This window comes from Micromonospora purpureochromogenes, assembly GCF_900091515.1.
Classification (GTDB): domain Bacteria; phylum Actinomycetota; class Actinomycetes; order Mycobacteriales; family Micromonosporaceae; genus Micromonospora; species Micromonospora purpureochromogenes.
In genome coordinates this window covers 649,012-673,451 of sequence record NZ_LT607410.1, presented here as the reverse complement: position 1 = coordinate 673,451, position 24,440 = coordinate 649,012, and the positions used below count along the sequence as shown (strand labels likewise).

21 protein-coding genes are annotated in these 24,440 nt (G+C 70.5%); 11 read left to right on the top strand and 10 right to left on the bottom strand.

Annotation, left to right across the window (positions count from 1 at the left end; translation table 11 throughout):
- Window positions 1-17: 17 nt before the first annotated feature.
- The 4 genes from rplI to rpsF all read right to left on the bottom strand — a co-directional run bounded on the left by rplI (window position 18) and on the right by rpsF (window position 1,668).
- Entirely contained in the window at window positions 18-464 is a 447-nt protein-coding gene (gene rplI / locus GA0074696_RS03165; protein ID WP_088959700.1) for a 50S ribosomal protein L9, read from the bottom strand.
- A 14-nt stretch (window positions 465-478) separates the two neighbouring features.
- Complete coding sequence (gene rpsR / locus GA0074696_RS03160; protein ID WP_007073789.1) at window positions 479-718, bottom strand: 30S ribosomal protein S18; 240 nt, start codon at window positions 716-718, stop codon at window positions 479-481.
- Between the two features lie 41 nt (window positions 719-759).
- Window positions 760-1,296 (bottom strand): single-stranded DNA-binding protein, encoded by a 537-nt coding sequence (locus GA0074696_RS03155; RefSeq protein ID WP_172894145.1) that lies wholly within the window; start codon window positions 1,294-1,296, stop codon window positions 760-762.
- Between the two features lie 81 nt (window positions 1,297-1,377).
- Window positions 1,378-1,668 (bottom strand): 30S ribosomal protein S6, encoded by a 291-nt coding sequence (rpsF, locus tag GA0074696_RS03150; RefSeq protein ID WP_067301247.1) that lies wholly within the window; start codon window positions 1,666-1,668, stop codon window positions 1,378-1,380.
- Window positions 1,669-2,310: 642 nt separating this feature from the next.
- Between rpsF and GA0074696_RS03145 the strand changes: the two genes are divergently transcribed.
- A complete protein-coding gene (locus tag GA0074696_RS03145; protein ID WP_088959698.1) occupies window positions 2,311-3,093 on the top strand; it encodes a deoxyribonuclease IV in 783 nt (260 codons plus the stop codon).
- 5 nt (window positions 3,094-3,098) lie between these two features.
- Complete coding sequence (locus GA0074696_RS03140; protein ID WP_088959697.1) at window positions 3,099-5,348, top strand: hypothetical protein; 2,250 nt, start codon at window positions 3,099-3,101, stop codon at window positions 5,346-5,348.
- A 127-nt stretch (window positions 5,349-5,475) separates the two neighbouring features.
- On the opposite strand, the gene GA0074696_RS03135 is transcribed toward GA0074696_RS03140, so the two are convergent.
- The 3 genes from GA0074696_RS03135 to GA0074696_RS03125 all read right to left on the bottom strand — a co-directional run bounded on the left by GA0074696_RS03135 (window position 5,476) and on the right by GA0074696_RS03125 (window position 10,515).
- Entirely contained in the window at window positions 5,476-6,972 is a 1,497-nt protein-coding gene (locus GA0074696_RS03135; RefSeq protein WP_088959696.1) for a glycosyltransferase family 87 protein, read from the bottom strand.
- Between the two features lie 130 nt (window positions 6,973-7,102).
- On the bottom strand, window positions 7,103-9,859 hold the full coding sequence (locus GA0074696_RS03130; RefSeq protein ID WP_088959695.1) for a transglycosylase domain-containing protein: 2,757 nt from the start codon (window positions 9,857-9,859) through the stop codon (window positions 7,103-7,105).
- A 197-nt stretch (window positions 9,860-10,056) separates the two neighbouring features.
- Window positions 10,057-10,515, bottom strand: a complete 459-nt coding sequence (locus GA0074696_RS03125; protein ID WP_088959694.1) for a DUF5318 domain-containing protein — start codon at window positions 10,513-10,515, stop codon at window positions 10,057-10,059.
- Between the two features lie 173 nt (window positions 10,516-10,688).
- Between GA0074696_RS03125 and GA0074696_RS03120 the strand changes: the two genes are divergently transcribed.
- Both GA0074696_RS03120 and GA0074696_RS03115 read left to right on the top strand, forming a co-directional pair.
- Window positions 10,689-11,327 carry a PadR family transcriptional regulator gene (locus GA0074696_RS03120; RefSeq protein WP_088959693.1) on the top strand — a complete coding sequence of 213 codons (639 nt, stop codon included), beginning with the start codon at window positions 10,689-10,691 and terminating at the stop codon, window positions 11,325-11,327.
- Between the two features lie 23 nt (window positions 11,328-11,350).
- Entirely contained in the window at window positions 11,351-12,430 is a 1,080-nt protein-coding gene (locus GA0074696_RS03115) for an inositol-3-phosphate synthase (RefSeq protein WP_088959692.1), read from the top strand.
- A 69-nt stretch (window positions 12,431-12,499) separates the two neighbouring features.
- Here GA0074696_RS03115 and GA0074696_RS03110 read toward each other — a convergent pair whose 3' ends face one another.
- Together GA0074696_RS03110 and GA0074696_RS03105 are read right to left on the bottom strand one after the other, a co-directional pair.
- Complete coding sequence (locus tag GA0074696_RS03110) at window positions 12,500-13,420, bottom strand: hypothetical protein (protein ID WP_088959691.1); 921 nt, start codon at window positions 13,418-13,420, stop codon at window positions 12,500-12,502.
- Between the two features lie 124 nt (window positions 13,421-13,544).
- A complete protein-coding gene (locus tag GA0074696_RS03105) occupies window positions 13,545-14,024 on the bottom strand; it encodes a methylated-DNA--[protein]-cysteine S-methyltransferase (RefSeq protein WP_088959690.1) in 480 nt (159 codons plus the stop codon).
- Window positions 14,025-14,173: 149 nt separating this feature from the next.
- Between GA0074696_RS03105 and GA0074696_RS03100 the strand changes: the two genes are divergently transcribed.
- From GA0074696_RS03100 to GA0074696_RS30635, 5 genes are all read left to right on the top strand, one after another.
- Window positions 14,174-14,695, top strand: coding sequence for a SigE family RNA polymerase sigma factor (locus tag GA0074696_RS03100; protein ID WP_088959689.1), 522 nt, complete (start codon window positions 14,174-14,176; stop codon window positions 14,693-14,695).
- A complete protein-coding gene (locus GA0074696_RS03095; protein WP_088959688.1) occupies window positions 14,692-15,810 on the top strand; it encodes a TolB family protein in 1,119 nt (372 codons plus the stop codon). Before GA0074696_RS03100 ends, GA0074696_RS03095 begins: the two co-directional genes overlap by 4 nt.
- 10 nt (window positions 15,811-15,820) lie before the next feature.
- Window positions 15,821-16,363 (top strand): hypothetical protein, encoded by a 543-nt coding sequence (locus tag GA0074696_RS03090; protein WP_088959687.1) that lies wholly within the window; start codon window positions 15,821-15,823, stop codon window positions 16,361-16,363.
- A 42-nt stretch (window positions 16,364-16,405) separates the two neighbouring features.
- Window positions 16,406-17,932: a flotillin family protein gene (locus GA0074696_RS03085; RefSeq protein ID WP_088959686.1), complete on the top strand. Its 1,527-nt coding sequence runs from the start codon at window positions 16,406-16,408 to the stop codon at window positions 17,930-17,932.
- 318 nt (window positions 17,933-18,250) lie between these two features.
- On the top strand, window positions 18,251-18,682 hold the full coding sequence (locus GA0074696_RS30635) for a hypothetical protein (RefSeq protein ID WP_157745780.1): 432 nt from the start codon (window positions 18,251-18,253) through the stop codon (window positions 18,680-18,682).
- Window positions 18,683-19,042: 360 nt separating this feature from the next.
- On the opposite strand, the gene GA0074696_RS03080 is transcribed toward GA0074696_RS30635, so the two are convergent.
- Window positions 19,043-20,506 (bottom strand): CCA tRNA nucleotidyltransferase, encoded by a 1,464-nt coding sequence (locus GA0074696_RS03080; protein WP_088959685.1) that lies wholly within the window; start codon window positions 20,504-20,506, stop codon window positions 19,043-19,045.
- Window positions 20,507-20,635: 129 nt separating this feature from the next.
- On the opposite strand from GA0074696_RS03080, the gene murJ reads away from it, so the two are divergent.
- A complete protein-coding gene (murJ, locus tag GA0074696_RS03075) occupies window positions 20,636-22,393 on the top strand; it encodes a murein biosynthesis integral membrane protein MurJ (protein WP_088959684.1) in 1,758 nt (585 codons plus the stop codon).
- 444 nt (window positions 22,394-22,837) lie between these two features.
- Entirely contained in the window at window positions 22,838-24,436 is a 1,599-nt protein-coding gene (locus GA0074696_RS03070; protein ID WP_088959683.1) for a protein kinase family protein, read from the top strand.
- The last annotated feature ends 4 nt before the right edge of the window (window positions 24,437-24,440 follow it).

Sequence of the window (24,440 nt, the reverse complement as noted above, 5' to 3'; positions counted from 1 at the left end):
TCATCGTGCGGTGGGTGTCAGCCCTGAACGACGTTGAGGTCGAACTTGGCGGACACCTCGGGGTGCAGCTTGATCCGCACCGGGTAGGAGCCGGTCGACTTGATGTGACCGGGCACCTCCAGCCGACGGCGGTCGAGGGCCGGGCCGCCGGCCGCCTTGACCGCGTCGACGATCTCGGCCGGGGTGACCGAGCCGAAGAGCCGACCACCGTCACCGGCGCGGGCCTTCAGGGTGACCTTCAGACCCTCGAGCTGGTCCTTGACCTCGTTGGCGTGGCCGAGGTCGCGGATCTCGCGGGCCGAGCGGGCCCGCTTGATGACCGTGACCTGCTTCTCCGCACCCTTGGTCCAGCTGATCGCGAAGCCCTGCGGCAGCAGGTAGTTACGGCCGTAGCCGTTCTTGACCTCGACGATGTCGCCGGGGGCACCGAGACCGGAAACTTCCTGGGTCAGGATGATCTTCATGTCGGTGCCTCCTCTCAGCGGGCCGTGGCGGTGTACGGCAGGAGCGCCATCTCACGGGCGTTCTTGACCGCACGGGCGATCTGCCGCTGCTGCTGCGAGGTCACGCCGGTCACCCGCCGAGCGCGGATCTTGCCGCGGTCGGAGATGAACTTGCGCAGCAGCGCGGTGTCCTTGTAGTCGATGTAGGTGATCCCGTCCTTGTCGAGCGGGTTCACCTTCTTCTTCGGCTTGCGAAGTGCCGCAGCCTTGGCCATTGCTCGTGCTCCTGGTTTGCGATCGCGGGCGCTCGGCGCCATTAGAACGGGGGCTCCTCGTCGAAGTTTCCGCCGCCCGAACCGGAGCGCGACGGAGACGGCGCGGCCGAAGCCCAGGGGTCGTCGAAGTTGCCTCCGCCGCCACCCTGGCCACCACCGCCACCAGAACCGAAGCCACCGCCGCCGCCACCCGAGCGCGACATCTTCTGCACCTTCGCCGTGGCGTAGCGCAGCGACGGGCCGATCTCGTCGACCTCGAGCTCGATGACGGTGCGCTTCTCACCCTCGCGGGTCTCGTACGACCGCTGACGCAGCCGACCCGAGACGATCACGCGGGCGCCCCGCTGGAGCGACTCGGCGACGTGCTCCGCCGCCTGCCGCCACACAGTGCAGGCCAGGAAGAGCGGCTCGCCGTCCTTCCATTCGTTGGTGGTCTTGTCCATGAACCGGGGCGTCGAAGCGACCCGGAACTTGGCGACCGCCGCACCGGACGGGGTGAACCGCAACTCGGGGTCATCGGTCAGGTTGCCGATGACCGTGATGGTGGTGTCTCCTGCCATGACCATCTCCTCGCGCACTCATCTGCTCTGCCGTACAGGCTCTCAGAGCCCTCCGACAGCGCCGATGAGGCTGATCCGGGCGAACCGGGATTTGAATGCTTAGCGCATCTCCGGCCGGATGACCTTGGTGCGCAGCACGGACTCGTTGAGCCGCAGCTGACGGTCCAGCTCGGCCACCGCCTCCGGCGTCGCCTGCAGGTCGATGACGGCGTAGATGCCTTCGGCCTTCTTGTTGATCTCGTACGCGAGGCGCCGGCGGCCCCACACGTCGGTCTTCTCCACCGAGCCACCCGCAGTCCGAATCACGTTCAGGTACGTGTCGAGCGACGGGGCGACGGTGCGCTCCTCGAGGCTGGAGTCGAGGATCACCATGACTTCGTAATGACGCAAGACGTGCTCACCTCCTGTGGGCTATGCGGCCACGGTCCTTCCGTGGCAGGAGGTCGTGCGTCGCTGCCCGCTCCGGGGTCCGGGGGAACCCGGCCGGACGCGGACAACCGGACCAGGATACCCGGTCCGGACGATCATGCCCGGGCAGGTCGGACCGGCCGGCCGGGCGTGGCGACAGGGGCCCGCCCCGACGCCCGAAGGCCGGTGGCGGACCCCTGTCCACATGGACCGCGGGGCGTCCCATCCGCATTCCTTGGGTGGGACCTGGGGAGGAACGACCACACCGATGAGGTTGGATCGAGGACGCCCCGCGGAGCTCTTTCCTGTTGTTATCCGACGGTACAACGGCTCTCGTCACTAGTTAGTGGAAATGCAACTATTAGTCCGAGATTCCAGTTGGTGGTCGGTGGACCAGGTCGGGCGGGTCCCGCCCCCGACGTGCCGAGCCGCAACGACGGGGGTGACCCCGCACCGGGATCGACCGCGGTGACCCCGCCCCTACGGGCCGGGAGAGCCTGGTATCGATCCCACCCCGGTCAACGAACGCCCGGCCCGACGGTGACGCGACCGGGCCGTATCCGGTGCCCCGACTCCCCGCCTCCGTCACCCCGGGCGTCGGGGATGCGACGTAGGCTCGCCTGCATGCGTATCGGAGCCCACGTCGACCAGGCCGACCCGTTGGCGGAGGCGGCCGCCCGTTCCGCCGAGGCGGTGCAGTTCTTCCTCTCCGACCCGCAGGGTTGGAAGGCCCCGAAACCCCGCGAGGACGCGGCCCGGCTGCGCGCCGCCGAGGTGGACCTCTACGTCCACGCCCCGTACGTGATCAACGTGGCCACCCTGAACAACCGGATCCGGATCCCCAGCCGCAAGCTGCTGCTCGGGCACGCGGCCGCAGCGGCGGAGATCGGCGCCAAGGGGCTGATCGTGCACGGCGGGCACGTCAACGCCGGTGACGACCTCGCCGTCGGCTTCGACAACTGGCGCAAGACCTTCGCGTACGCGGCGGACTCCGGCGGCTTCCCGGTGCCGGTGCTGATCGAGAACACCGCTGGCGGTGACAACGCCTGCGCCCGACGACTCGACGCGCTGGCCCGGCTCTGGGACGCCGTCGGCGACCACGAGGTGGGCTTCTGTCTGGACACCTGCCACGCGTACGCGGGCGGCGAGGAACTGCTCGACCTGGTCGACCGGGTCAAGGCGATCACCGGTCGGATCGACCTGGTCCACGCCAACAACTCCAAGGGCGGCTTCAACTCGGGGCAGGACCGGCACGACAACCTCGACGGCGGCATCATCGACCCGGACCTGGTGGTCGCGGTGATCCGCGCCGCCGGCGCGCCGGTGATCGTGGAGACGCCCGGCGGGGCCGCGGGTCAGGGGGCGGACATCGCCTTCCTGCGGGACAAGCTCGGCACGGGGGCCTGACCCGGATGACCACGAACGCGACCGGCGGCGCCCAGCCGACCGGGCAGACCGACGGGCCCGACGAGCAGGGCAGCACGCCCCCGGGCGGCACCGGGCAGGACGGTGCCGCCGACGCGACGGCCACCACGAAGCCCTCGAGTACGGGCGGCGACGCGAGGTCCACGACCACGGACACCGCGAATGCCGCGACCGGTGACGCTGGAACGGGCGACCCCGCCGACGCGAAGCCCACGACCACGGGCACCGCGAAGACCGCCACCGGCGACGCCGGAAGTGACGACCCCGCCGATGCGGAGTCCGCGACGACGGACACCGCGAAGGCCACCACCGGCGACACCGAAAAGGGCACCGCCGCCGAAGCGAAACCCACAGCCACGGACACCGCGAAGACCACCACCGGCGACGGCGGAAAGGCCGGCGCCACCGACGCCAAGGCCGGGGGCGACGGCGACGAGAAGAAGGACGGCGACGGAGAGCCGCGGGACCGCTGGTCGGCGTTCGCTCCGGCGCCCGACCCGGTGCCGGGCCGACCTCGCCGCGCCGCGCGCGCCGTCGGTCGGCTCCTGGTCCACGAGTGGACGCTGGCCACCCTGGCCGCGCTGGCCCTCGCCGTCGGCATGACCTGGCCGACGCTGCGTTACCCGCTCTACACGCTGCCGCAGGACTACTGGGACCCGAGCCTGCAGGCCTGGCAGATGGCCTGGTCGGGGCACGCCCTGCGGACCGAGCCCGGGCAGTTGTTCCACTCCAACACGTTCTTCCCGGAGCAGTGGAGCTTCGCCTTCTCCGACATGCTGCTCGGCTACGCCCCGGTCGGCATGATCGGCACCGGTTCCGAAGCGGCGGTGCTGCGCTACAACATCATGTTCGTGCTGGCCCACGCGCTGGCCACGCTCGGGGCGTACGCGCTGGCCCGGCAGTTGGGAGCGGGCCGCGCGGGGGCCGCGGTGGCCGGGGTCAGCTACACGTACGCTCCGTGGCTGCTCGCCCAGGCCGGGCACCTGCACATCGTCTCCAACGGCGGTATCCCGCTGGCGCTGGCCATGCTGGCCCGGGGTCACGGCTGGTCGCTGCGGTACGGCTACCGCCCGGAACGGCGGCACGAGGGCTGGACGTACACCGGGTGGCTGGTGGCGGCCTGGCAACTCAGCCTGGGCTTCGGGATCGGCCTGCCGTTCGCGTACGTCCTGGCCGGCATCGTGCTGGTCGCGGCCACGATCTGGTTCCTGCGGCGCTGGGTGGTCCGGCCGGTGAAGCGTCCGTTCGGCACCCGGCTGCTCGTCGCGGACCTGGTCGGCGGGCTGATCTTCGCCGGCGTGGGCGCGTTGCTGGCCATCCCGTACTTCAAGGTCGCCGAGCTGCACCCCAACGCGGCCCGCACCCTCGGCGACATCGGGGTCTACTCGCCGCCGGCGCTGGGCTTCTTCACCGCCCCGGCGGAGTCCCGGGTCTGGGGCGAGCTGCACGAGGCGGCCCGCGCGACGCTGCCCTGGCACCCGGAGATGACGCTGCTGCCCGGCTTCGTGCTCTACGCGCTGGCCGCGGGGGGCCTGTTCTTCTCGGTCTGGAAACTGCGGCAGCGGCTGCTGCTGCTCGCCGGGGTGCTGGTCACCATGGTGCTGGCCATGGGCACCCGGTTCTTCGACGGCACCTTCACCTACGGCCTGCTCTTCGAGCACCTCCCGGGCTGGAACGGGCTGCGCACCCCGGGGCGGATGATGCTCTGGACGACACTGCTGCTGGGCCTGCTCGCGGCCGGTGCGGTGAGCGCTTTCGCCGACCGGGTCGGCGAGATGGCCGCCGAGCGTGGCCCGTACCGGCCGTCGCCGTGGCTGCGGGTGGCCACGGTGGTGCCGGTGCTGCTGGTCCTCTTCGAGGGATTGAACGTCACTCCGCACCCGGTGGTGCCCGAGCAGCCGGTGGCGATGCGGACCGTGGACGGCCCGATGCTGGTGCTGCCGAGCAGCCAGAACCTCGACCAGCCGGTGATGCTCTGGTCCACCAGCACCTTCCCGGACCTGGTCAACGGCGGCAGCGGCTTCACCCCCACCCAGCTCGACGACGTGCGCCGGGTGACGCTGGCCTTCCCCGACCAGACCAGCGTCGACTACCTGCGCACGCTCGGCGTCCGCAACGTGGTGCTGTTGCGCGACCAGATCGTCGGCACCCCGTGGGAGGTGACGGTCAACGCGCCGGTCGACCAGCTCGGCATCACCCGCGAGGAGGTCGGCGACGCCGTGGTGTTCCGTCTCTGAGCCGTCTCGCGGGGTGAGTTTTGCGGGGGAGCCCGACCGGCTCCGGGCGGTCAGGCTTGATCCCTGCGCCGGCCGGGCTCCCCCGAAAACCCTGACGGCCCGAGGCCGCCTTGGACTTGCGGGGTCTTCAGGCGGGGGCAGGCTGCGGAGAGCGGGCGGCGGGGTGGCGGTTGGCCAGCCAGGGGGCGTCGGGGGCGCCGTCGAGGACTCCGCCGTCCGGATCGTCGGCGTAGGTGCGCCGCACCGCGTCGCGTTCGGGGCGCAGGACGTCCCGGATCACCAGCACGCAGAGCAGCACGACGGTGCCCAGCCGGAGCGTCGAGGCCAGCACGAACACGCCCTCGGGGAAGACCGGCCGGCTGGTCGCCGCGCCGAGCAGCTCGCCGTAGAAGGCGGCGAAGTAGCAGACCTCGGCGAGCTGCCAGGCGAGGAAGGCGCCCCAGCGGGGGCGGGCCAGTACCGCCAGCGGCAGCAGCCAGAGCACGAACTGCTGCGACCAGACCTTGCTGAAGATCAGGAACGCGGCGACCACCAGGAAGGCGAGCTGGGCCAGCCGGGGCCGGCGGGGAGCCAGCAGCGCCAGCGCGGCCACGCCGAGGCAGGCCAGGATGAACAGGGCGTACGACAGGGTGTTGAGCGTCGGGATGTGCGTGTTCAACCACTGGAACGGCCCCTGGTCGCCGGCCGCGCCGGTGTTCACCTTGCCGTCGAAGTACCGCCCGATGTACCAGAGCGTGCCCCAGTCGATGGGTCGGGTGTCGTTCAGCTCGAAGAAGCGGTACCAGTTCTCCCGGTACGGGATCGCCACCGGCAGGTTGACCGCCAACAGCACCACCACCGCGGTGCCGATGGCGGTCAGCGCGGCACGTACCCGGGCGGCCCGCAGCGCGAGCAGCAGGATGGGCCAGAACAGGAACAGCGGCCAGAGCTTGGCGGCGCCGCCGAGGCCGAGCAGCAGCCCGGCGAGCGCGGGCCGGCGGCGGGCCCACGCGGCCAGGCCGAAGGCGGCGAGCCCGATGGCGAGGAAGTCCCAGTTGACCGTGGCGGTGAGCAGCAGCGCCGGGGCCAGCGCGAAGAGCGCGGCGTCCCAGGGTCGTCGGCGGCGCAGGGCGAGGATCACCGCGACGGTGGCGACCGCCAGCGCGCTGAGCGTCAGCGCGTTGAGGTTGTAGAACCACTGGCCCTGGTTGAGCTGCGGGTCGTCGGCGCCGAGGCTGTGTACCGGCAGGCCGAGCGCGCCCATGAAGTAGCCGGTGAGCACCGGGTACTCGACCGGGTGGTCCCGGTAGGGGACCTTGCCCTCGTTGAGTCCCTCGGCGTAGTAGAGGGCGAGCACGTCGGTGTAGCAGAGCCGGGTGTACTGCACGTTGTTCTGCCAGGCGCCGTCCTGGCAGGGCGACTTCTGCACCCAGTGCAGCGCCAGGGTGAGGCAGGCCAGCGCGAGGACGATCCGCGCGGCGGTCCAGAAGCGGCTTTCCCGGCCGGCGGGCCGGTCCAGCGCGACCGCGTAGTCGCCGAGCGGGCCGCCGATCAGCTCGGAGGCGCCTCGGACGAAGCCGTCCGACCGGGACGGGTGGTCGCTGGTCCCGGCGTCGTCGAGGCCGGCCGTCGACTGGGTGCTCATGAAGAGGCATCCTGCCGTACGTCCGGGGTCGCCGTCCCGTCCCGCGGCGCCACATCCGGAAAATCAGCTCGTGGAACGGCGACGGCGGCCGGACCCGGGGTCCGGCCGCCGTCGGCGGTGTCACAGGTGGTTACTCCCAGAGGCGGGGTGGCAGGGTCGGCAGGAGGCCGCCGCCGGTGCCGCCGTTGCCGCCACCGGGTCCGCGGGGATCGGTGGGCGTGCCGCCCTGGTTGCCACCGTTGGGGTCCTGCGGGCAGAACAGGCCGAGCGGTCCGCAGTCCTGCGGCTGCCCGGGGTTGGTCGGCAGCGGCGGAGGCGGAGGCGGAGTGCCGTTGCCCGCTTCCTTGTCGCCCATGTTCACGGCCGGTGGGAAGTCCAGCTTCTCCTCGCCCTTGAGCGAGTCGTCCATCACCCGCTCCCAGATGTCACCGGGCATGAGGGAACCGCTGATGTTCCGGCCGTCCTTCATCTTGATGGCCTCCCGCTTGCCCTTGTTGCCCACCCAGACGGCGGTGGCGAGCTGCGGGGTGTAGCCGACCGTCCAGGCGTCGCCGTTCTCGTTGGTGCCCTCCTTGAGCTCCCACGTACCGGTCTTGGCGGTCGCCTTCCGGCCGCCCTCCAGCGTGTGGTTGATCTTGGCCGGGTAGTCCTCGAGCACGTTGGTGACGTCAGCGACCACGTTGGGGTCGATCCGCTTCAGCGGCTTGAGCTGCTCGCCGCCGAGCTTCTCCCACTTGCCGGTGTCCTTGTTCTGCTTCTCCGCAGAGACCAGGAAGTGGGCCTTGTTGTAGACGCCCTTGTTGGCGAAGGTGGCGATGCCGTTGGCGTGGTCAAGCACGGTGATGGGGTACTGACCGTAGGCGACCACGTGGTAGAAGGGGTCGGGCGCCAGGTTCTTCGGGTCCTCCTTGGTGAGGTCGTGCCCCTTCGGCGGGCTGGTGTTGGTCTGCCACATCATGCTGACGCCGGCCTTCTTGGCCATCCCGACGATCTTGTCCGGCCCGATGTCGAGGCTGACGTGGTAGAAGGGCACGTTCAGCGACTTCAAGGTCGACTCCCGCAGCGTGCAGGAGTCGCCGCAGCTGGGGTTGTCGGTGCCGGCGTTGCTGACCCGGAACTTCACGCCGTCGGGGGTGAAGGCCTTGCCCTTCCAGCGCGACTCGACGGACTTGCCCGCCTCGATCGCCGCCGCCAAGGTGTAGATCTTGAAGCTTGAACCCGGCGAGTGCCCACCGGTGACGTTGCCGCTCGCGTCGGTGTTCTTGCCGGCGTAATCGGTGCCCGTGCCGTCGTCACCGCCGTAGTAGCCGAGCACCCGGCCGTTACGCGGGTCGATCGACACCACGGCCGCCATCAGGTTCTTCCGCGCACCGTCCAACTCCGAGCCCTTGGTGCTGCGCTGGGCGGCGCCGGTGATCGCATTCTGGACCTTCATGTCGATGGTGGTCCGGATCCGGTACCCGCCCTGCTTGAGCATGGTCGAGCAGAGCGGCTTGCGATCCGTCGCCTCGGCCTCGTTGTCGGTGCAGAGCTTCTTCTCCCGCATCTCGGGCACGAGGTAGTTGATGACGTTGCCGATCGGGTTGTTGACCCCGAACTGGATGCCGGCGCTCGACTGCTTCGGGCTCTTCAACGTCTTGGTCGGGTACGCGGTGGGCCGCGGCGGGTGGTTCGGCGAGTCGACCCAGCCCTCGCTGGCCATGTTGTTGATGACGTAGTCCCACCGGGACTTGGCGTCGGTCGGGTTGATCGCCGGGTCGTACCCCTTGTGGGTGGGGCTGGGCTCCGGTTGCTTGATCAACGCCGCCAGCACGGCGGCCTCCGCCACGTCGACCTTCGACACGGGCTTGCCGAAGTAGGCGAACGAGGCCGCCTCGATGCCGTACGCGTTCCGGCCGAAGTAGATGGTGTTCAGGTAGTGCTCCATGATCTGTTCCTTGGTGAACTGATCATTGAGCTTGGAGGCGACGATCGCCTCCTTCACCTTCCGGGCGTACGAGTCGTCCTGGAGGTTCTCGTAGGCGTTGCGGGCGTACTGCTGGGTGATCGTCGAGGCACCCTGCTTGTCGCCGCCGCTGAGGTTGTTCCAGGCGGCCCGGGCGATGCCCTTGTAGTCCACCCCGGAGTGGCGGTAGAAGTTCTTGTCCTCGGCGGCGGCCACCGCGTCCCGCACGTACGGCGGGATCTGGTTGATCGAGACGAAGGTGCGGTTCTGCTCGCCCACCTTGGCGATGATCGTCTTGTTGTCGGCGGCGTAGATCGTGGTGGCCAACGGCAGGTTGATCTGGTTGGGCAGCACCACGTTGGTCGAGTAGTAGGTGAACCCGATCACGCCGATGCCGGCGAGCATGATGAAGACCGCGAAGCCCGCGATCAGCATGTTGACCCGCTTGCGCTTCTTCGCCCGGGCCACCGCGTCCGGGTCGCCGGGCCCGGATCCGCCACCGCGGCCGCCGCGTCCCGGGCCGTTGGGGCCGCCCGGACCGCCGGGGCCACCGCCGGAGACGGGCGCCACGCCCGCGCGGGCCACCGCCGCCCGGCCGCCGACGGCAGCCGATCCGACGCTCGCCCGCCCGGCGGAGCCCACACCCACCGGGGCGCGGCCGGCCTGGCCGGGGGCCGGGGACACCGGAACGGACGCCCGTCCCGCGCCGGCCCGGCCGCCGGCTGCCGGCGAGACCGGAACGGAGGCCCGTCCCGCGCCCGCGCGGCCCATCGAGGCCGAACCGGCCGCTCCCGCCGCGCGTGGCGGCACCGACGCCGAGGCCCGGCCGGCGGGCGCGCCGCCGACCGAGGCCCGACCGGCCGGAGCCGCGCCGGGGTCAGCGTTCGAGCCCGGTACCTGGGCCCGCGCACGCGGGGAACTGGGATCGCCGTACGAGTTCATTCCTCACACCCTGCCGGTCGCGGTGGGACGCGGGGGCGCCACCACCGGGTTGCCGTGAGTTGACACACGTGACGCCCGCTCGCGGTACGACCGGAGCGACGCCGTCAGATACGTACTATTCGGACCAATCGGGCCGTTGTGCTGCCGGGCGGGGTGTCCGTCGTCGACGGCACCGGTAGCGACCGGTCCAGCAAGGTTCACCGTTGCGCCTCTCGCCTTCGCTCTCGCGCCGGACCGACCCCGGGGGCGGTCACGCCGCCCACCGCGCCCTGCTCCGACCCGCCCTCGGCCAGCCCGTCCCGGCCGAGCAGGAACTGCTCGACGAGATGGTTCCAGTCACAGCCGAGGCACACCTCCACCACGAAGACCTGGAACTCACGCAGCGTCATCGCCAGCACGGGCAACTCGGCCAACGTGCGCGCCTGGCCGGCGGAGTGCTTGAGTTCGTCCCCGTAAATGTAGTGGACGTGGGTGAGGTTCTCGCTCCGACAGATCGGGCAGCGCTCCTCGGTCGGTTCTCCGTGGAACCGGGCGGCGTTCTTCAGGTACGGCGAGGCGTCGCAGACGTCGTAGGTACCGACCCGCCCGGCGAGGAGTTCACGCAGCACCGCCCGCTTCTTCAGCGAGTAGTCCACCACCTGGCGCTGCGTACGCATGCGGTGAAGGGTACGCGGTCCGGCCGGGTGAGGCGACCGCCGTCACGATGAGTGACAAGAACATGCCGGAACGGGGGTTTGCCCTGATCGCTGGTGAGGTACTAACGTGCGATGTATCGGTCCGATACATCGAGGCGGTTAACGGCCCAGCGCCGGGGTAGGAAGGATGGCCCGTGCTCGAGCTCGCCATCCTCGGCCTTCTGCAGGAGGCTCCGATGCACGGCTACGAGCTCCGCAAGGAGCTCGCCGCCAAGCTGGGAGCCATCCGGGCGGCGATCAGCTACGGCTCGCTGTACCCGACCCTGCGCCGGCTGCAGGCGGCGGGCTGGATCACCGAGGCCGCCGAGACACCCGCGACCGCCGAGGAGGTTCCCGCGCTGACCAGCCGACGAGGTCGGGTGGTCTACAAAATCACCGCGGAGGGCAAGGAACGCTTCGCCCAGCTGATCGCGCAGGCCGGGCCCGAGACGTACGACGACACGGGCTTCGGTGTGCACTTCGCGTTCTTCGCCCGGACCGACCAGGCGACCCGACTCCGGATTCTGGAGGGTCGCCGACGCACGATCGAGGAGCGTCGCGAAGGTCTTCGTGACGTGCTGGGCCGGGCGGCCGAGCGCCTCGACGCGTACACCCTGGAACTGCAACGCCATGGGCTCGACGCCTGTGAGCGCGAGGTCCGCTGGCTGGAGGAGCTCATCGCCAACGAGCGCTCCGGCCGTGCCCCGACGGTCCCGAAACCCGGGACGGCCGGCGGCCGACGAGACAACAACAGCCCGCCCCCGCCTGGAGAGTCCAGGAATGAGCGGCCGTGATGAAGAAGAAGGAGGCAGACGCTATGGGCTCCGTCCGCGTCGCCATCGTCGGTGTGGGTAACTGCGCCTCGTCCCTCGTACAGGGCGTGGAGTACTACCGGAACGCCGACCCGAACGACCGCGTCCCGGGTCTCATGCACGTCACCTTCGGCGACTACCACGTCTCGGACGTGGAGTTTGTCGCGGCGTTCGACGTGGACGCCAAGAAGGTGGGCATGGACCTCGCCGAGGCGATCGTGGCCAGCGAGAACAACACCATCAAGCTGTGCGACGTGCCGCCGACCGGCGTCAGCGTGCAGCGCGGCCCGACCTTCGACGGCCTGGGCCAGTACTACCGCGAGATCGTCGAGGAGTCCGACGCCGAGCCGGTCGACGTGGCCAAGGCGCTGCGGGACGCGCAGGTCGACGTGGTCGTCTCCTACCTGCCGGTGGGCTCGGAGCAGGCCGACAAGTTCTACGCCCAGGCCGCGATCGACGCCGGTTGCGCGTTCGTCAACGCCCTGCCGGTCTTCATCGCCTCCGACCCCGAGTGGGCCAAGAAGTTCGAGGACGCGGGCCTGCCGATCGTCGGTGACGACATCAAGAGCCAGGTCGGCGCGACCATCGTGCACCGGGCGCTGGCGAAGCTGTTCGAGGACCGCGGGGTGGAGCTGCTGCGCACGTACCAGCTCAACTTCGGCGGGAACATGGACTTCATGAACATGCTGGAGCGCACCCGCCTGGTCTCGAAGAAGATCTCGAAGACCCAGTCGGTGACCTCGCAGATCCCGCACGAGATGAGCAAGAGCGACGTGCACATCGGCCCGTCGGACCACGTGCCGTGGCTCGACGACCGCAAGTGGGCCTACATCCGCCTGGAGGGCCGCTCCTTCGGTGACACCCCGCTCAACGCCGAGCTCAAGCTCGAGGTGTGGGACTCGCCGAACTCCGCCGGTGTGATCATCGACGCCGTCCGCGCCGCGAAGATCGCCCTGGACCGCAAGATCGGCGGCCCGATCCTGTCCGCCTCGTCGTACTTCATGAAGTCCCCGCCGGTGCAGTACGCCGACCACGACGCGCACGCCGCCGTCGAGTCCTTCATCAAGGGCGAGGTCGAGCGCTGACGCGCTGACCAGCAGCACGGCCGAGGGCCGGGTCCAAACGGATCCGGCCCTCGTCGCGTACGTGCAGGTCTACTTCGCCCAGGACGGCTTGGTCCGCCCGGCCAGCTGCGTCCGCTGATCCTCCGTCGCCAGTTGGTCGTCGGTGGGCAGGATCGCCGGGTTGACCCGGCCGGCCGCGACGACGAACGCCACCACGTCGAGGATCACGTGGGTGGTCTGCTGCGCGTGCACGGAGATGTAGTCGATCACCGGGCTGATCCCGGTCAGGAAGAAGTTCGACAGCGTCTGGCCGGCCTGAAAGTTGATCGTCGAGAACGCCAGCGGACGCTGAGCCGAGTGCGGGTAAACCTGCAGGAACCCGGCGGCGAGCGCGCCGGTGACGGTCACGTTGCCGTACACGGCCTGACCGGAGTAGACGAATTCATCCAGGTTGACCTGGATCGTGCGGCCGCGCAGCAGCCGGCCCGAGCTGTCCAGGTTGCCGGCCGGGTTCACGATGCGGGCCCGACCGGCGGCGGTCCTGGTGTCGATCACCCGCTGCGGCACGACCGGCACCAGCTGGTTGGTGTTCGTCTCCGTCCGGATGTACTCGACGAAGTTGCCCGTCTCGGACGGCATGGCCTCGCTGGTGACCGCCCAGATCGTCCCGGAACGATCCATCGCGATCGAGCCCATCTCGGACTTCTGGTTGATGCTCTCCCCGTTCGGGGTCAGCCGCAGGGCCGGGCTGGCGACCTCGACACCCTCCATGTTGGTGATGGTGGGGTTTTCCAGTCGGAGGGTGGCCGAGGTGGCCGAGCCGCCGCGCAGCGTGGTGGGCGTGCCCGCCTCGTTGACCTGCCCCTGAAGCACCGGTTGACCCGGTGCGGCCTGGGCCGGGCCGGCGGCGGCGGCGCCCACAGCGGCGGTGCCGGCGAGGCCGGCCGCGACAGTGCCCGCCCGACGCAGCAGGTGGCGACGGCCGATGGCGCTGTCCTGGTCCTTGTTCACGATGTGTCCCCCGCGCGGTGGTGGTGGATGACGCCTCGGTCGTAACGGTGATCGAGATGCCTTATGCCCGGGGAACGCCTGATCGGACGATCAGGTTGCAGTCGCGCGCCGCAATTTTTCGGACTCAGGACCAGGCGCGGCGCAGGGCGACCCCGGCCTCCAGCTCCAGCAGCCGCACCTTGCGCGGCAACCCACCACCGAAGCCGACCAGCTTGCCGCCCGCGCCGACGATCCGGTGGCACGGCACGAGCACCGGGACCGGGTTGCGGTTGCAGGCCACCCCGACCGCCCGGGCGGCGCCGGGGTCGCCGACCAGCCGGGCCACCTCGCCGTAGGTGAGCGTCTCCCCGTACGGGATGCGGGTCATCTCCCGCCACACCGCCCGCTCGAACTCGGAGCCGCGCCGGGCCGCCACCGGCACGCCGAAATCGGTCAGCTCCCCGGCGAAGTACGCCCGCAGCTCCGCCACCGCCCGCCGGGCCAGCCCGTCACCGGGCTCGTCGACCGCCGACTCCACCCGGCCGAAGTGCGCGCCGCACACCGCCTCGTCGTCGGTGGCCACGGAGAACTCCCCGATCGGCGAGTCGAGCACGGTCCAGCGCATGCCGCCATTCTTCCCCGCCGGTACGACGGGCGGCTGACCAGCCTTGCCGGAGCGTCGAGTGCCGCACGAGACCGCCGGGCAAACTGACCCGTGCCACGGCTGAGGCAAACTTTTCCGCCCCACCGGCGTCTGAGGTACGGAGGTGGGCGGTGACCGAGGGAACCGACGGAGAGTTCACCGGGTTCGTGAACGAGCGCGGTGACGCGTTGCTGCGCGTCGCGTACGCGCTCGCCGGCAGCCAGCACGCCGCCGAGGACCTGCTGCAGAACGCGCTGGCCAAGGCGTACGCCCGCTGGCCCCGGATCCGGGGCGACGCCGAGCCGTACGTGCGGCGGATCCTGTACCACGACCAGGTCTCCGGCTGGCGGCGGTTGTCCCGCCGCCGGGAGGTGCCGGTGGCCGAGCTGCCGGAGCGGGCCGGCGGCCGGGACAGCGGCCAGGACAGCGACCTGCGGCTGCTGCTGCGCGACGCGCTGCGGGAGCTGCCACCTCGGCAGCGGGCGGTGCTGACGCTGCGGTACCTGGAGGACCTGAGCGTCGAGCAGACCGCCGCGGTGCTGGGCTGCCGCTCCGGCACGGTCGCCAGTCAGGCGTCCCGCGCGTTGGCCCGGCTCCGGGAGCTGGTGCCGGCCTTCGACGACTCACCCATCGCCGCGGAGGTGAAGCGATGACCAACGCCACCGAGGACAACCTGCGGGCGGCCGTCCATCAACTGGCGGACGAGGCCCGGAGCGTGCCGGGCCTTGCCGAGCGGGCGTTGCGAGGTGGCCGGCGGGTCCGCAGGCGGCGGCGGGCGACCGCCTCGGCGGGCGCGATCCTCGCGGCCGTCGCCCTGGCGACGCCGTTTCTGCTGGCACGACCACAGCCCACCACGCAGGTCGCGGAGCCCGCGCCACCGGGGACCGCCACGCGCTCGGCGCCGGTGTCGGTGGAACCGAAGTCGGGGGGGAACTGGACGTCCACCCCGCTCGTGCTGCCCGGGGAATGGGTGGTCACCGGCGCCATCGGCATCACCGATCCCACCTCCTGGGCCTGGGTCCTGGACCGGGAGACTGGCCGCTACCGCACGGTCAGCGGGTACGCGCAGGTCTGGACAGCGCCCCGCGGGCACGTCGCGGCGGTGCTCAGTTTCGAACGACCGAGCGAGACCGGCCTGCTCGACCTGCGAACCGGCGCGGTCAGGTGGATCCGCACCGGACGGCAGATCATGCAGCCGCAGTGGTCACCCGACGGCTCCCGGCTGGTGCTCACCATCGACGACAAGGACGCCGGTTCGACCGCCATCGGGGTGCTGACCGCCACCGGCAGGTTCCGGGCCTTCCCGGTCGACACGGAGAAGTTCTTCTGCACCGACTACTGCTTCTTCACCTGGGGTCCGGACGGGCGGGAGGTCGCCTTCCAGCAGACCGACTCCGCCCTGCCCCGCTCGGAGTCGGCCCGGCACCCCCGCCGTGGCGTGCAGTTCTTCTCCGCCGAGGACGGACGACCGACCCGGTTCCTGGCGGTACGCGGCGACCCGGCCGGTCCCTGGTCGTGGTCCCCGGACGGCCAACGGGTCGTGCTCACCGGACCGGACGGCCCGCAACTGGTCGAGGTCGCCACCGGTGGAGTGCTCCGGCCGATGCCGGACGCCGACGCGGTCTGGGTGGACGACGGCCGTCTGCTCTACCGCTCCCACGACGAGTCCGCCCCGATGGTGCTGATCGACGACGAGGGCCGGGAGCTCGAGCGGCAGGCACTGCCCCCGGGATTGATCGACCAGCACGTCAGCATGGCCCCGAAATAATCATGCGGGAATGTTGCGTGACGTCGATACCGTGCAGGTCGTGGCCACGGGGACCTTCATCTTTCTCATCATCGGTGGGGCGGGCGTCGCCGTGCTGGCGCTCTCCCTGCTCGGCGCCGAGTTGCTCCACTTCGGTCACGCCGACGTCGACGGTCCGGTCTCGGTCGAGGCGGTCGCCGGTTTCCTCGGCGCGTTCGGCTTCGGCGCCGCGATCGTCAACGAGCTGGTCGGCGGCCGTACCCCGGGGATGATCGCGGGGGCGGCGGCCGGTGGCGCGCTCGCCGCCGTGCCCACCGCCTGGCTCGCGGCCCGGCTGAGCCGGGCGGCGCGGGACATGCGGACCGACCCCACCCCGACCCGGGACGACCTGGTCGGCGCGCTCGGCCTGGTGGTCACCCCGGTGCCCGCCGTCGGTTACGGCGAGGTCCGGGTACGCGTCGCCGGCCAGCCGGTGAAGCTCAACGCCCGTGCCGACCACCCGATCCCGGTCGGCGCGCAGATCTTCGTGGTGCAGGCGCTGAGCGAAACCAGCGTGCACGTCGAGACCTACTGAGCACCCCCTCCTCACCCCCTTTTCGCAGAGACGGAACTGCCCATGCCCCTTGTCATCGCCGTCGGCGGCGCGGTCCTGCTGGCGCTCGTCCTGGTGCTCTTCGTGCTCTCCCGGATCAAGGTCGCCGGCCCCAACGAGGCGTTCATCGTCACCGGCCGCAAGGGCCGGACCACGCAGACCGCCGACGGCGGCCGCTCCACCGACATGTCCGGCCAGAAGGTGGTGCTCGGCGCCTCGGTCTTCGTGCTGCCGGTGGTGCAGAAGCTCCAGTCGCTCGACCTGTCCAGCCGCCGCATCGACGTGGGCATCCGGGGCGCGGTGAGCAAGCAGGGCATCCGCACCGACCTGCACGGCGTGGCGATCGTCAAGGTCGGCGGGACCGAGGACGCCATCCGCGCCGCCGCCCAGCGCTTCCTGCACCAGCAGGACGAGATCGACAACTTCACCCGCGAGGTGCTGGCCGGCGCGCTGCGCTCGATCGTCGGCCGGCTCACCGTCGAGGAGGTCATCCGTGATCGGGCGGCGTTCGCCAGCGCGGTGGCCGAGGAGGCCGAGCACTCGATGACCAACCAGGGGCTGGTGCTGGACACCTTCCAGCTCCAGGACATCCTCGCCGAGGGCTCCTACCTGCAGGACCTGGGCCGGCCGGAGGCCGCCCGGGTGCTCAAGGACGCGGCCATCGCCGAGGCGCGCGCCCGGCAGCAGGCCGAGCAGGAGCGGCTGCTCGCCGAGGAGGCGATCGCCGAGGCGAACCGGAACCTGTCGCTCAAGCAGGCCGGGATCCAGGCCGAGATCGACGCGGCCAAGGCCCGTTCCGCGGCGGCCGGCCCGCTGGCCCAGGCCGAGCGGGACCAGGCGATCCTCTCCGAGCAGCAGAAGGTGGCCGAGCGCAACGCCGAACTGAAGCAGCGCCAGCTCGACACCGAGGTGCGCAAGCCGGCCGACGCGGCGCGCTACAAGGTGGAGCAGGAGGCCGAGGCGGCCCGCAACGCGGCGGTGCTCAACGCCGACGCGCAGCGGCAGGCCGTCATCGCCGCCGCCCAGGCCGCCGCCGAGCAGTCCCGGCTGACCGGTGAGGGCGAGCGGGCCCGCCGGGCCGCGCTCGCCGAGGCGAACGCGATCGAGGGCGCCAAGGAGGGCGAGGCGGAGCAGCGCCGGCGCTCGGCGATCGCCGAGGCGGTCGAGCGGGAGGGCCAGGCGGAGGCCGCGGCCATCCTGGCCAAGGGACAGGCCGAGGCCGACACGATGGCCCGCAAGGCGGAGGCGTTCGCCGCGTACGGCGAGGCGGCCGTGCTGGACCTGCTGGTCAAGGTGCTGCCGCAGGTGGTAGAGGCGGCCAGCGCCCCGATCGGGGCGATCGACAAGATGACCGTCATCTCCACCGACGGCGCGTCGTCGCTGACGAAGTCGGTGGCCGGCAACGTGGCGCAGGGCCTCCAGCTCGGCTCCGACCTCACCGGCATCGACCTGCCCGGCCTGCTCGCCCGGCTCGGCTCGGCGGCCGCCGGCGGTTCGGGGTCGGCGGGCAACGGCAGGCCGCCCCTCGATGGCACGGCGACCGACCACTGAGGCGCCGTGAACATCGGGAGCGGGGCGGCCGCACGTCAGTCGTCCCGTCGCCCGCTCGATGCTCGGCGCGAGGGAGTTCCCGTTTTCTGCAGTGACAAAGAATGTTCTGTAAGAACCGTGCCCGCATAGACGCAGGTCAGGTGGATTTCTGGTAGAGAATTAATTGTTCCTTGCCGGTCACATGAGTTACGCCCACCGGAGCGGGGTCGAAGCGGGGTTGCGGCGCCAAACATAACGCCGGTAATATCTTCGATGCCGGTAGCTACACGGGGATCCTGGAAAGTCTTCCGCAACGAGACGATTAAGAGGATTAGCGACTTGGAAATCAACAAGACGCGGCGGACCACTATCAGGCGCATCTCAGCTTTGGCGTTCGCGGCAGCCATCTTTACCTCCTTCGATTTGTCGAACGCCGCTTCTGCAGCTCCCTCCGGCCCGACCCTCGACCCCGGCGGTGGCGGCTGCAGCTTCGATGTGAGCAGCTCGCAGACCGCATCTACAACCATCAACGGGACTTCATACGGCGTGAAGGTCAAGCTAGTCGAGAACGGTTGCGGTTCCACCATCCGCGCTTACGTCCACTGCAACGGCTTCCCTATGGGTACGTACTACAACTACGGCAAGCCGATCTCTTCCACCGGCGCCACCAGTAAGGCCCAGTGCGCCCCGGATGACCCGCGTTACGGCAAGTCGGGATATGAGATCAAGACCAGCTCGGGCTGGCAGAAGGTTCCCACCATCACCAATTAGGCCCACCGGGTTGCATTACTGAGGCAGGGGATGGCGCTCCGGTCACTGGATCGCCATCCCCTACTTGTAGGGCCATGCCTCGTGCCGTAAGGCACGGTATGTCAGATCCGAGGTACGTTTTCGTCATCGGATCCTCAAAGCATGGAATGAGCTACCTGACGCTTCGGTATGCAATCGGGCAAGAATCTTGAGCGCCACGCGTGACGGCTGGAGGCAACACGCATGAGGATGCGGCGGTCGTTTCAGAAGGCCGATGTTTATTGCTCAAGCTCCGAGTCGAGGTGCAGCGCGCTGGTACCGGATCCGAGCCTGCAGGCCGAGGTGAGGATGCTGGCAAGTTGGGTCGAGCCTGGCGCACGCCTACTGGATGACGCCCTGCTGGCGGGCCCAGCGCAGCAGCTCCGCCTCGGCCTCGTCCCGCTCCAGCGGGCCGCGCTCCAAGCGCAGCTCCTTGAGGTACTGCCAGGCCCGCCCGACCACCGGCCCCGGCGGTACGCCGAGCAGCTCCATGATCGCGTTGCCGTCCAGGTCGGGGCGGACCCGCGCGAGGTCCTCCTCGGCGGCGATCCGGGCGATCCGCTCCTCCAGCGCGTCGTAGTCCGCCGCGAGCTGGGCCGCCTTGCGACGGTTGCGGGTGGTGCAGTCCGAGCGGGTCAGCTTGTGCAGCCGGGGCAGCAGGTCACCGGCGTCGGTGACGTAACGGCGTACCGCCGAGTCGGTCCACTCGCCCCGGCCGTACCCGTAGAACCGCAGGTGCAGGGCGACCAGGTTGACCACCTGCGCGGTGACGTCCTTGGGGTAGCGCAGCGCCTTCATCCGCGCCTTGGTCAGCCGCGCGCCGACCACCTCATGGTGGTGGAAGCTGACCCGGCCGTCCGGGCCGACCGACTTGGTGGCCGGCTTGCCCACGTCGTGCATGAGCGCGGCCATCCGGAGCACGAAGTCGCAGCCGTCGGTCTCGAAGGAGACCGCGTTGCTGACCACGGTCAGGGTGTGCTCGTAGACGTCCTTGTGCTGGGCGTGCTCGTCGATCTCCAGCTTGAGCCCGGTCAGCTCGGGCAGGAAGCGCTCGGCCAGCCCGGTGTCGACCAGCAGCCGCAGCCCGGTGATCGGGTCGGCGCCGCAGAGCAGCTTGGTGAACTCGTCCCGGACCCGCTCGGCGGTGATCCGGTCCAGGTCGGCGGCCATCCGGGTCATCGCCTCGTGCACGTCGGGGTGCACGGCGAAGCGCAGCTGCGCGGCGAAGCGGGCCGCCCGCAGCATCCGCAGCGGGTCGTCGCCGAAGGACTCCCGGGGCGTGCCGGGGGTACGGATCACCTTGGCCGCGAGGTCGTCCAGGCCGCCGTGCGGGTCGGTGAACCGGTGGTCGGGAACGCTGACCGCCATCGCGTTGATGGTGAAGTCGCGTCGCTTCAGGTCCTCGGTGAGGCTGGTCCCGTACTCGACGATCGGGTTCCGGCTGACCTGGTCGTACGCCTCGGCGCGGAAGGTCGTGATCTCGATCCGGAGCCCGTCGCGCTGGAGGCCGATGGTGCCGAACTCGCGGCCGGTCTCCCAGATGGACTCGGCCCAGCCCTTGATGATCCGCACCGTCTCGTCCGGGTGGGCGTCGGTGCAGAAGTCCAGATCCTCGCCGAGCCGGCCGAGCAGGGCATCGCGGACGGAACCACCCACCAGGTGCAACTCGTGCCCGGCGCGCGCGAAGCGGCGACCGAGCTCGTCGGCGACCGGGGACACGCGGAGCAGTTCGGCGACGGCGTTGCGCTGCGCGGCGGTGAGCTCGCGGCGGTCGGCGGCGTGGGGTGCGGAGGCAGCTTCGGACATGGGATCGCCAGCCTATCGGGCCGGGGCGGGATCTGATCCGCCGGGCGCGGGTATGAGGACGGCGTTGACTAAGGTCTTGGGCGTGCGGGCCGGTCGTCCGGCTCCGACGTACCCCCTTGGAGGCAGGAGATGAGCGGCGGGCTCTACCGCAGCGCGAACGCCACGCCGGACGGTGCGATCCCGCCGACCGACGAGGCGACCTTCATCTCCGCCGAACCGCTGAACCAGCCGGCGGTGGAGGCCACCGCGCCGCCGCCGGAGCAGGTGGGGGAGGCCAGCGCCGCGGCGAACAGCGCGGTGATGGCGGTCGGCAGCCTGATCAGTCGGGGTACGGGCTTCATCCGCAACCTGATGATCGGCGCCGCGCTCGGCAACCTGGTCGGCGACGTCTACACGACCGCCCAGTTCCTGCCGAACCAGGTGTACGAGTTCCTGCTCGGCGGCGTGCTCACCAGCGTGCTGATCCCGGTGCTGGTCCGCCGGCGCAAGACCGACCCGGACCGGGGCGAGGCGTACGCGCAGCGGCTGCTCACCCTGGCGGTGATCGCGCTGGCCGCCGCCGCGCTGCTCGCGGTGCTCGCGGCGCCGGTGCTGACCACCCTCTACGCCGGCGGCAAGGACGAGGACTACAAGGACCTCGTCACGTATTTGTCGTACCTGATGCTGCCGATGCTGTTCTTCACCGGCGTCAGCGCGCTGATCGCCGCGGTGCTGAACACCCGGGGGCACTTCGCCGCACCGATGTGGGCGCCGATCCTGAACAACCTGGTGGTCATCAGCACCTTCGGTCTCTACATCGTGATCTATGGCGCCAAAGCCCTCCGGCCGGAGGACATGAGCGCCGAGCGGATCCTGCTCATCGGCGGCGGCACTCTGCTCGGCGTGGCGGTGCAGGCCGCCGGCCTGCTGCCGGCGTTGCGCAAAGTGGGCTTCCGCTGGAAGTGGCGGCTCGACTTCCGCGAGCTGGGGTTACGCGACCTGGCCAAGCTCGGCACCTGGATGTTCTGCTACGTCGCCGTAAACCAGCTGGGTCTCTTCGTGGTGGTCAATCTGCTCACCCGGGCGTCCGGCGAGAACGGCGACGGCAAGACCCGTGCCGGTCTCCTGATCTACAACAACGTCTTCCTGCTGCTGATGATGGCGCACGGCATCATCGCCGTCTCGATCATCACCGCGCTGATGCCGCGAATGAGCGCCGCCGCGGCGGACGGGCGCTTCCACGACGTCACCGCCGACCTGTCCCGGGGTACCCGGATGGTCACCGCGGTGCTCGCCCCGATCGCGGTCTGCTACGCGGTACTGGCCGCCCCCATCTCGGTGGTGGTCTTCCGCTACGGCGCCTTCACCGGTGACAACGCCCGCGCCACGTCCACGGTGCTGCTGGTCGCGGCCGTGGGCCTGGTGCCGTTCGCGATCAGCCAGCTCTTCACCTTCGCCTTCTACGCGCTGCCGGACACCCGTACCCCGGCGCTGGTCAACATCCCGGTGGTGGCGCTGCGGGTGCTGCTCCAGGTGGGACTCTTCGTCGCCTTCTCGGCCACCTTCGCGGCGGCCGGGATGATGCTCGGCAACGCGATCTCGTACGTCGCGGCGGCGGTCATCTCGGCGATGCTGCTGCGGCCGCGGGTCGGCCGGATCGGGCTCGGCGGGATCATGCGCACCATGGGCAAGGTGACCGTCGCCGCGCTCGGGGCGGCGCTGGTCGGCCTGCTGGTGGTCAACCTGCTCCCCGGCGACCCGGCCGACCTGGGCTGGCTCGCGGCGGCGGCCCAGTTGGTGATCGGCGGCGCGGTGATCGGCGCGACCTACCTCGGGCTGGCCATGTTGCTGCGGATCGGCGAGATCACCGAGGTCGTCGGGATGGTCCGCCGCCGGCTCGGCCGCTGAGCCGACGACCGGCCGGGCGGCCGACGCCCGGCACGGAGGGTGAACGGGGATCACAAGCCTGGGGACGCGGCTGTGGATAACTCCGCGTTTCCCCGGTCAGCCACCGGATCAGCCTGTGGACAACGAACCGTACGGCTGAGTATGGAGGGCCGTTCGGAGGGAACCTGACAGGACGTCGGCGGACCGCCACACCAGGGCCGGCCCCTGCTGCGATCACTTGCGGTCAACCTCTAGATTGGCTAGTACATGTGCCAGCAACGTGGCTGACAACGGTCGTAACCGGGCGAGGTCGTCCACATCCGGCACGTCGCCGGGCACGGCGGGAAGATGACATGTCGGGATGACGGGCAGTCCAGGTAAGGTCGCTCTCGACGGATACGGCAGGTGGCCGACGTACGCGTCGAGACGCCGGCCGGTTCCTTCGAAGGCAGAGCGGGAAGCCACATGCCCAGCAGCACGGGTCCATCGATCGACACGATCACCGAGGGAGGACGGGTGACCCAGGTCGGCGAGGGTCAGGAGGCGGAGGAGACTGCTCCGCCCGTCATGACCTTCGGTGCTCCCACGGCCGGTGAGATCCTCGCCGAGCGGTACGAGCTGGTCGAGCACATCAACAACGACAGCGCCGGACGGCTGGTCTGGCGGGGGGTCGACGTGGTGCTGCGCCGGCCGGTCGCGGTCGTGCTGCGCTACCCCGGCGGCGACTCCGCCACCGAGATGCTCCAGGCGGCGGTGGCCGCGAGCCGGGTCATCCACCCCAACCTGGTCGGCGTCTACGACGCGATCGACGAGGACGAGCGGGCGTACGTCGTCCGCGAGTGGGTCGACGGCAACTCAATGCGCGAACTGGTCGCCGACGGGCCGCTGGACCCGGCCCGGGCCACGGCCATCGGCAACGCCGTCGCCAGCGCGCTGGCCGCCGTGCACGCCACCGGCATGGTGCACGGCAACGTGCACCCGGGCACCGTGATGATCAGCAACGACGGCCGGGTGGTCCTGGCCGACGCGCGCACCGACGGCGCGGACAGCCAGGAGAACGACATCCGGGCGGTCGGCGGCATCCTCTACTTCGCTCTCACCGGGCACTGGCCGCACGCCGAGGCCCCGCTGCGCGGCGCGACCGCCGGGCACGGTCGGGCCGCCATCCCGGACGCGGTCCGGGACGCCAGCGGCGCGATCGCCGCGCCCCGGCAGGTCCGGGCCGGCGTGCCGGCGTACCTGGACGACCTGACCATGGATCTGCTCGACGCCGAGATCGCCCCGCCCTCGTCGGACGTGCTCGCCGCGGAGCTGGCCCGGCTCGACGTCCCGGCCGAGGACCACTTCCTCGACCAGACCGGCACCATCCGGTTCACCGCGGACCCGGGCGACGACCCGTCCCCGCTGGCCGCCGCCGGTGGGCGGAAGGTCGCCGTGGGCATCGCCGGCCTGCTGGCGGTCGCCCTGGTCGGCCTGCTCATCGGGATCAGCGCGCTGGGCGGCGACGACAAGTCGCCCGACACCGAGCCGGTCGCCCGCCCGTCCAACAGCGCCCCGTCCAGCCAGGCCAGCGCGCCCGCGCCCGCCGTGCGCAAGCTCTCCGTCGAAGAGGTCCGGATCATCGACCCGGACAGCAAGCTCCGCGACGAGCTCGACGACGCCGAGAAGGTCATCGACGGCAACGAGGACAAGGGCTGGGGCACCGACACCTACACCACCGCGAACTTCGGCAACCGCAAGAAGGGCATGGGGGTACTGATCGACCTCGGCGCCCCGCACACGGTGAAGTCGGTGCAGGCGATCCTCTCCTCCACCGGCGCGTCCGCCGAGCTGTTCTGGGGCGAGGCCGACTTCCCGTCCACCTCCTCGGGCGACAAGCAGCTGGTGGCGAGCTACAAGAACCACGTCATCGGTCAGCCGTTCGAGGAGCACGACGGCACCACGATGACCTTCAACGGGTTCAACCCGGAGCAGAAGTACCAGTACCTGCTCTTCTGGATCACCAAGCTGCCCCCGAGCGACCTCAAGATCGACGTGCAGGAAATCAAGGTCCAGGGGTCGTGAGCCG